The organism is Gemella haemolysans (genome assembly GCF_001553035.1).
Lineage (GTDB): Bacteria > Bacillota > Bacilli > Staphylococcales > Gemellaceae > Gemella > Gemella haemolysans_B.
Map to the genome: position 1 here is coordinate 1 of NZ_KQ959962.1, position 7,858 is coordinate 7,858.

A 7,858-nucleotide genomic window follows, 5' to 3' on the forward strand; every position below is an offset into this window, starting at 1 on the left:
GGGAAGATAGCGAAGAGGCTAAACGCGGCGGACTGTAAATCCGCTCCTTCGGGTTCAGTGGTTCGAATCCACTTCTTCCCACCATTCTTAATATTGTTGGGATATAGCCAAGCGGTAAGGCAACGGACTTTGACTCCGTCATTCCCCTGGTTCGAATCCAGGTATCCCAGCCATGAGCCATTAGCTCAGTTGGTAGAGCATTTGACTTTTAATCAAAGGGTCGAAGGTTCGAGTCCTTCATGGCTCATTAATTGAATAAAAGGCTAATTATTTAGCCTTTTATATTTTTGGCCCGTTGGTCAAGTGGTTAAGACACCGCCCTTTCACGGCGGTAACACGGGTTCGAATCCCGTACGGGTCATCTTAACCTAGTCGTAACTTTTGTTACGACTTTTTTTTGTAAGTGATAGAAATTGGAAATAGTTAACTATATAAAGAATGGTCATCAGAATTTATATTCTAATGACCATTTAATTTTATTTTTTTAGTTCTTTTGCTGTAAAACTTAGAGGTAATACTTCTTGAAAGAAGTTATATACAGCGTAGGTATTTTCTGAAGTGCCTAAGATTAATTCAAAATCTTCATCTGCAAATTCAGAGATTACTTGTCGACAAACTCCACAAGGTGGACAATAATTTTCTAAATTACCATTAGGGCCACCTACTACTGCGATTTTTTTGAATTTTGTAACTCCCTCACTTACTGCTTTGAAAATTGCTGTTCTTTCTGCACAGTTTGTAGGAGAATAACTAGCATTTTCTATATTACAACCTGTATAAATTTTCCCATTTTCAGCCAATATTGCAGCACCTACTTTAAAATTAGAGTAAGGAACGTAAGCATATTTTGTTGCATCGATTGCTGCTTTTACTAATACTTCATTGATATCTTCTTTAATTTCATTGTTTTCTTCTATTAATTTGAATATTGTATCTGCAACTCCACCTTCGGAATTAGTTTTCTCCGTCACGTATTTGGCTTGTTCTTTTAATATTGTATTACCATTTTTCATAGCAACGCTGTAGCCAACAATATCTAGCATAGCCTGATCGTTAAGATTATCTCCAATTGCTACAGCATTTTCTAAGTTGATGCCATAAATTTTAGCTATTTCTTTTAAGGCTTCTCCTTTAGTGGCATTTTTATGCATTATTTCTATATTATTCGCACCAGATGATGTCACACTTATACTTGTATTTTCTGATAATAGTTTGGCAGCATTTTCTAGTTTCGATATATCATTAGATATTGCTATTATTTTGATTGGGGGATTTTCTTTTTCGTTAAGGTATAATTCTATATTTTCTACTTCTGTAATGTATCCCACATCTAGCTTTTGTTGTGCTTCTGCACGTAAATGCTCAACATCCGGATCATAGCCATTAGACCTAATTAAATCTATATAGGCGTTTATATCAGTTTCTATACTTTTAGTATATATAGTATTTTTAGTATAAAGTTGATAACTTATATCAAAACTTTTTAGTATTTCAATTGTATAGTATAAATCTTTAGGTAACATTGGTGTAATACTTATGATATTACCATTTTTATCATAGACTATACCACCATTAAAACTAATCACATCACAATTAATATTTTCTTCATTTAAAGCTGGTAAAGCTTCATAATAGGCTCTTCCAGTTGCTACTACAAATTCTATTCCTTGATTTTTTGCATAATTAATAAGTTCTACATTCTCTTTTGGAATTTTGTGGTTATGATTTAATAAAGTTCCATCCATATCACTAGCTATTAATTTAATCATAAAAAATTTAGAAATACGATAGTAAATCGTATTTATCCCCTTTCTTAAGTGTAATTTGATTATAACATATATATAAGAATATTGTAAGAGTATTATATAATTTGAATTATTATTGAGTTCAATTTCTATTATTAATTGTGTATTTATGATAAGATAGAAGATAACTATACTGTTTGTAGAAAGTGATGTAATATGATAATTAAAGATATAATAATAAATAATAATTTAGAAGAATTATTTGCTAATGTAAAAATTGGTATAGAAAAAGAAGGACAACGTGTTTTAGAGAATGGAGAGATAACTAAAACAGATCATCCAAAAATATTTGGAGTAAGACACGAGCATACATACATTCAGACTGATTTTGCTGAATCACAGGTTGAGTTGATAACAACACCAGAAAATAATGAAAAAGATGTTTTAAGGATATTAAACGCTATACATGAAGTGACTTTAAAAAACCTACCAAAAGATGAATATATTTGGCCTTTAAGTGTACCAGCTATACTACCTAACGAAGAAGATATAAGGGTTGCGCAATTTGAAAAGCAGTTTGATATAGAATATAGAGAGTATTTAGTAAAAAAATACGGTAAGTATAAACAAATGGTATCAGGTATACATTATAACTTCCAACTAGACGATTTGTTGATGCAGAAAATTGCTGAAATTACTGGCAAGGATATAGTAAGTGTAAAAAATGATGTTTATTTAAAACTTGCCAGACAGTTTTTAAGATATCAATGGCTTTTAATTTATCTTTTAGGTGCTTCTCCTTTGGCGGAGGATAAATATTTTACAGATGGTATAAAACCAACTGATTTTGTAAGAAGTTTAAGAACTAGTAGATATGGTTATGTAAATGATGATGATATTAAAGTATCATATAGTTCATTAGAAAGATATATTAAAGATATAACAGGATATGTAGAAAATAAACAATTAATAGCTGAAAAAGAATTTTACTCTAGTGTTCGTTTTAGAGGTGCAGATACTATCAAAAAATTCCCGGAACAAGGAATTAAGTATATTGAATTTAGATTATTTGATTTAAACCCATTTGCACCGTTTGGTATTTTAGAAAAAGATATTAGATTTATACATTTATTCATAAAGACTCTAGTTTGGTTAGAAGAAGAGGATATAAATACTTCTGAATCTTTAGGGTATGAATATAGCGAAAATGTAGCACTTTCTCATCCACTGGAAAAAGTTAAGTATGAAGAAGAGGGACTGTGGCTATTAAATCAAATGAAAGACATGGTAGAAAAAGTAGGTCTACTAGAGAGCGATATTGATTTAATAGATGAGAAGATTGAAGAAATAAAAAATCCTGAGCTTACTATAGGAGCTAGACTCTTAAAAGAATATCAGAAAGAAAATGATATGGCTAAAGTCGGAATGAAGTTAGCTAGAATGTATAAAGAGGATGCTTTAAGAGAATATTATTCATTAAGTGCATATTCTAATATGGAACTATCTACCCAAGCTGTAATTGAAGATGCAATAAAGAATGGTATTAAAGTTACTGTTATAGATGAAAATGATCAATTTATTCGCTTAGAAAGTAATGGAAGAGTAGAATATGTAAAGAATGGAAATATGACAAGTAAAGATAGTTATATTTCTCCATTAATTATGGAAAATAAGGTTGTTACTAAAAAAGTATTAGCTGAACAAGGTCTTAGAGTTCCAAAAGGATATGAAGTTTCTAGTTTAGAAGAAGCATTACAAAAATTTAAGTATATAAAAAACAAACCAATTGTAATAAAACCAAAGAGTACTAATTTTGGATTAGGAATAACTATTTTTAAAAAAGGGACTAGTTCAGTAGAAAATTATTCTAAAGCTATAGAATTCGCCCTTAAAGAAGACAAAGATATACTTATTGAAGAGTTTATTGAGGGTACAGAATATAGATTCTTTGTTATTGAAGGAAAAACCGAAGCTGTATTATTAAGAGTACCTGCAAATGTTGTAGGTGATGGTAAACATACAATAAGAGAATTGGTTGAACAAAAAAATTCGGATTCACTAAGAGGAGATGCAAAGAAAACTCCTCTGAAAAAAATTGAACTTGGAGAAATTGAAAAACTTCAATTATCTGAACAAGGATTAAATTTTGATTCTATATTAGCTGTGAATGAAGTGGCATATCTTAGAGAAAATTCAAATATCAGTACAGGTGGAGACTCTGTGGATATGACAGATGAGGTCCATGAAAGCTATAAAGAGCTAGCTGTCGAAATAGCGAATGCTATGATGGCTAAGGTTTGTGGTGTAGATCTAATAATTTCAGATATAAAAGAAGAAGTTAGTGCAACTAATTATGGGGTTATCGAAGCTAATTTTAATCCTATGATGATGATGCATATTTATCCACATTCAGGTAAGTCTAGAAGATTATCGCTAAATGTATTAAAAATGTTATTTCCAGAAAAGAATATAAAGTAAATTATTCAAATGATAAAATAATGACGTAATGTATCGATATACTGTTGCGTTATTATTTTTTTCTGCACTATATAATAAAAAAACAATTACAATTTTATGAAAGTATGAAAAAAAATATTTTCATAAGATATTTTTGAAAATTAAAATTAACATAACGAACAGGGAAAATATAATAAAATTCGCCTTACATAAGTTAATTAAACTGTTTTATATATTTATCGTAAAAAAATATATAAAACACATTTAAAACAAAAATATGGAAATCGATTGCATTGATTGTAAAGTAAGAAACTTAAACATTTACAAAAAAAATAATAAATGATATAATCTATTTGTATGCAAAGGTATACACGTCATAATAAAATAAGTATTATATAAAAGGAGGTACTAAGATGGTAGGAATTATCATCGCGAGTCACGGTGAATTCGCTGCAGGAATTAAACAATCAGGTTCTATGATTTTTGGTGAACAAGAAAAAGTAGAATCAGTTGTATTTATGCCTAGTGAAGGACCAGAAGACTTGCAAAGAAAACTTCAAGAAGCTATTGCAAAAGTAGATTCTGAAGAAATTCTTTTCCTTGTCGATCTTTGGGGTGGAAGTCCATTTAACCAAGCTAACAAGTTATTTGAAGAAGCACCAGAGAAAAGAGCAATCGTAGCAGGATTAAACTTACCTATGCTTATTGAAGCATATGCTAGTAGATTCACTATGACAACAGCTCATGAGATTGCAAAAGCAATCACACCAACAGCTATTGATGGGGTTAAAGTTCGCCCTGAAGAACTGCAACCTAAAGCAGAAGTAACTGAAAGTACACAAGCTGCACCTCAAGGAGAAATTCCTGAAGGTACAGTATTAGGAAACGGGAAAATAGAATTTGTATTAGCCCGTATAGATACTCGTCTACTACATGGACAAGTTGCTACAAACTGGACAAAAGCAACTCATCCAAACAGAATTATTGTAGTTTCAGATTCAGTATCAAAAGATGAATTACGTAAAAAACTTATTGAGCAAGCAGCTCCTCCAGGAGTACGCGCACACGTAATTCCATTGGATAAACTTGTTCAAGTTTATAATGATCCACGATTTGGTGATACAAAAGCGTTATTATTATTTGAAACACCACAAGATGCTCTTGCAGTAATCGAAAAAGGAGTAGAGATTCCAGAATTAAATATCGGATCTATGGCTCATTCAGTTGGTAAAGTTCAAATTAACAACGTATTATCATTAGATCAAGAAGATGTAGAAGTATACAAAAAACTTCGTGATTTAGGTGTGAAATTTGATGTTCGTAAAGTATCAAACGATTCTCCATCAGATTTATTCAAACTTATTGAAGCTAAATCAAGTGAAGGTTTAAAATTATAATTTAATAGAAATTAGGAGGACACTATGGAATTTAGTATTCTAACAGTTATATTAGTCCTAATTGTTGCGTTACTAGCTGGTATGGAAAGTATCTTAGACCAATTCCAATTCCATCAACCAATTATTGCTTGTTCATTAATCGGTTTAGCAACAGGACATTTATCAGAAGGTATTATTTTAGGTGGAGCTCTTCAATTATTAGCACTTGGATGGGCTAATATTGGGGCAGCGGTTGCTCCAGATGCAGCGTTAGCATCAGTAGCATCTGCTATTATTTTCATTAAAGCTGGAGATTTCTCAGCTGAAGGACGTATTATCGCTATCGCAACAGCTGTTACATTAGCTACAGTTGGTCTTGTACTTACAATGGTTGTTCGTACATTATCAGTAGTTATCGTTCACCAAGCTGACCGAGCAGCAGAACAGGGTAACTTCCGTGGAGTTGAATTCTGGCACTACGTAGCACTTGCAGCTCAAGGATTACGCGTTGCTATTCCAGCGGGATTATTAATGTTCATTCCATCATCAGTAGTTCAAAAAGCCCTTGAAGCATTACCAAAATGGTTCACAGAAGGTATGGCAATCGGTGGAGGAATGGTAGTTGCAGTTGGTTTCGCAATGGTTATTAACCTAATGGCAACTAAAGAAGTATGGCCATTCTTCTTCTTAGGATTCGCATTAGCACCAATTAGCCAATTAACACTTATTGCAACTGGTATCATAGGATTATGTTTAGCAGTTATTTACCTAAACCTTTCTAAAAACAAAGGTGGCGGCGGTGGTGGAAATGCCTCATCTGGTGATCCACTAGGCGATATCTTAAACGATTATTAATAAGGAGGAACTACAAATGTCAGAGAAAAAAATTACATTAAGTAAAAAAGATCGTCGTAGCGTTATGTTACGTTCTCAGTTCCTTCAAGGTTCATGGAACTATGAACGTATGCAAAATGGTGGTTGGGCATTTGCTTTAATCCCAGCGCTTAAAAAATTATATCCAAACAAAGAAGATGCTACTCAAGCATTAAAACGTCACTTAGAGTTCTTTAACACTCACCCATATATTGCAGCACCTATTCTAGGGGTTACACTTGCTTTAGAAGAAGATAAAGCAAATGGAGCTGATATTGATGATGCAGCAATCCAAGGGGTTAAAGTTGGTATGATGGGACCATTAGCAGGTATTGGGGATCCAGTATTCTGGTTTACAGTTCGTCCTATCCTTGGAGCTATCGCAGCTTCATTAGCAACTGGTGGTTCAATTATTGCACCATTATTCTTCTTTATCGCATGGAACTTAATCCGTATTGGATTCTTATGGTATACACAAGAATTTGGTTATAAAAAAGGTTCAGAAATTACAAGTGACCTTTCAGGTGGTATTTTACAAACAATTACAAAAGGAGCTTCAATCCTTGGTATGTTCGTAATGGGTATCTTAGTTCAACGTTGGACTAACATCAGTTTCCCATTAGTTGTTTCTAAAGTACAGTTAGATGAAAAAGCATTTATTCACTTCCCTGAAAAAGGAACACATATTACTGGTGAAGTATTACAAGATATTGTTACAAAAGCAACAAGTGGAAAATTCTCACTAACACCAGAAAAAGTTACAACATTACAAGATAACTTAAATCAACTTATTCCTGGATTTGCAGCGTTATTATTAACATTCGTATGTATGTGGTTATTAAAACGTAAAGTAAGCCCAGTAGTAATAATCTTCGGATTATTTGCTTTAGGTGTAATTGCTCACGTAGCCGGTGTAATGTAATAAAGTTTAGGAAGTTGAGTCGAAATGGTCTCAACTTCCTTTTTAAAATTAATTATGAAAAATCTGTAGGAGGTGTGAGGAATGGTAATGTCTATGAATAGTAAGGTGGTATACACAACTAAAGCTAATTGCCTTACAGGTTCAATAGGAAATAAGCATGGTGATGTAATGGTAGGTGATAAAGCTTTTGAATTTTATAATCAGAGAAATACAGAGGATTATATTCAAATACCCTGGACAGAAATAGATAAAGTTAGAGCGCAAATGTTTTTTAGAGATAAATATATCAGAGGATTTTTTATAGATACTAAAAGTGCAGGAAGTTTTAACTTTATTGTAAAAAATTCTGGGAAATGCTTAAAAGAAATGAGAGAATTTATAGGGAATGATAAGATAGTTAGAAATAAACCTATATTATCTTTAAAAAATTTATTTAAGAAGAGAGATTAATACTGGCTCTTTGTCAAATTCGGGGCATGGAGAAA

The 7,858-nt window shown here is 32.1% G+C and carries 6 protein-coding genes and 4 tRNA genes; 9 read left to right on the forward strand and 1 reads right to left on the reverse strand.

Annotated features, from left to right (window positions below):
* The 4 genes from HMPREF3186_RS05330 to HMPREF3186_RS05345 all read left to right on the forward strand — a co-directional run bounded on the left by HMPREF3186_RS05330 (position 1) and on the right by HMPREF3186_RS05345 (position 361).
* Positions 1-84 (forward strand) — tRNA-Tyr (locus HMPREF3186_RS05330).
* A 13-nt stretch (positions 85-97) separates the two neighbouring features.
* A tRNA-Gln gene (locus HMPREF3186_RS05335) sits at positions 98-173 on the forward strand.
* Position 174: 1 nt separating this feature from the next.
* Positions 175-247, forward strand: a tRNA-Lys gene (locus HMPREF3186_RS05340).
* A 42-nt stretch (positions 248-289) separates the two neighbouring features.
* Positions 290-361 (forward strand) — tRNA-Glu (locus tag HMPREF3186_RS05345).
* A gap of 115 nt (positions 362-476) precedes the next feature.
* Here HMPREF3186_RS05345 and HMPREF3186_RS05350 read toward each other — a convergent pair.
* Positions 477-1,769 carry a cytidine deaminase gene (locus HMPREF3186_RS05350; protein WP_060914260.1) on the reverse strand — a complete coding sequence of 431 codons (1,293 nt, stop codon included), beginning with the start codon at positions 1,767-1,769 and terminating at the stop codon, positions 477-479.
* A gap of 192 nt (positions 1,770-1,961) precedes the next feature.
* On the opposite strand from HMPREF3186_RS05350, the gene gshAB reads away from it, so the two are divergent.
* The 5 genes from gshAB (at position 1,962) to HMPREF3186_RS05375 (ending at position 7,823) form a co-directional block, all read left to right on the forward strand.
* On the forward strand, positions 1,962-4,223 hold the full coding sequence (gene gshAB, locus HMPREF3186_RS05355) for a bifunctional glutamate--cysteine ligase GshA/glutathione synthetase GshB (protein WP_060914261.1): 2,262 nt from the start codon (positions 1,962-1,964) through the stop codon (positions 4,221-4,223).
* A 392-nt stretch (positions 4,224-4,615) separates the two neighbouring features.
* Positions 4,616-5,599, forward strand: a complete 984-nt coding sequence (locus HMPREF3186_RS05360) for a mannose/fructose/sorbose PTS transporter subunit IIA (protein ID WP_060914262.1) — start codon at positions 4,616-4,618, stop codon at positions 5,597-5,599.
* Between the two features lie 24 nt (positions 5,600-5,623).
* Positions 5,624-6,433, forward strand: a complete 810-nt coding sequence (locus HMPREF3186_RS05365; protein WP_060914263.1) for a PTS mannose/fructose/sorbose transporter subunit IIC — start codon at positions 5,624-5,626, stop codon at positions 6,431-6,433.
* 16 nt (positions 6,434-6,449) lie between these two features.
* Positions 6,450-7,373, forward strand: coding sequence for a PTS system mannose/fructose/sorbose family transporter subunit IID (locus tag HMPREF3186_RS05370; protein WP_060914264.1), 924 nt, complete (start codon positions 6,450-6,452; stop codon positions 7,371-7,373).
* Between the two features lie 81 nt (positions 7,374-7,454).
* Complete coding sequence (locus HMPREF3186_RS05375; RefSeq protein ID WP_060914265.1) at positions 7,455-7,823, forward strand: DUF956 family protein; 369 nt, start codon at positions 7,455-7,457, stop codon at positions 7,821-7,823.
* The last annotated feature ends 35 nt before the right edge of the window (positions 7,824-7,858 follow it).

What these genes read in the sequence shown, in the direction of transcription:
- HMPREF3186_RS05350 (WP_060914260.1), bottom strand. Translation starts at nt 1,769, where the DNA reads ATGATTAAATTAATAGCTAGTGATATGGATGGAACTTTATTAAATCAT.
- gshAB (WP_060914261.1), top strand. Translation starts at nt 1,962, where the DNA reads ATGATAATTAAAGATATAATAATAAATAATAATTTAGAAGAATTATTT.
- HMPREF3186_RS05360 (WP_060914262.1), top strand. Translation starts at nt 4,616, where the DNA reads ATGGTAGGAATTATCATCGCGAGTCACGGTGAATTCGCTGCAGGAATT.
- HMPREF3186_RS05365 (WP_060914263.1), top strand. Translation starts at nt 5,624, where the DNA reads ATGGAATTTAGTATTCTAACAGTTATATTAGTCCTAATTGTTGCGTTA.
- HMPREF3186_RS05370 (WP_060914264.1), top strand. Translation starts at nt 6,450, where the DNA reads ATGTCAGAGAAAAAAATTACATTAAGTAAAAAAGATCGTCGTAGCGTT.
- HMPREF3186_RS05375 (WP_060914265.1), top strand. Translation starts at nt 7,455, where the DNA reads ATGGTAATGTCTATGAATAGTAAGGTGGTATACACAACTAAAGCTAAT.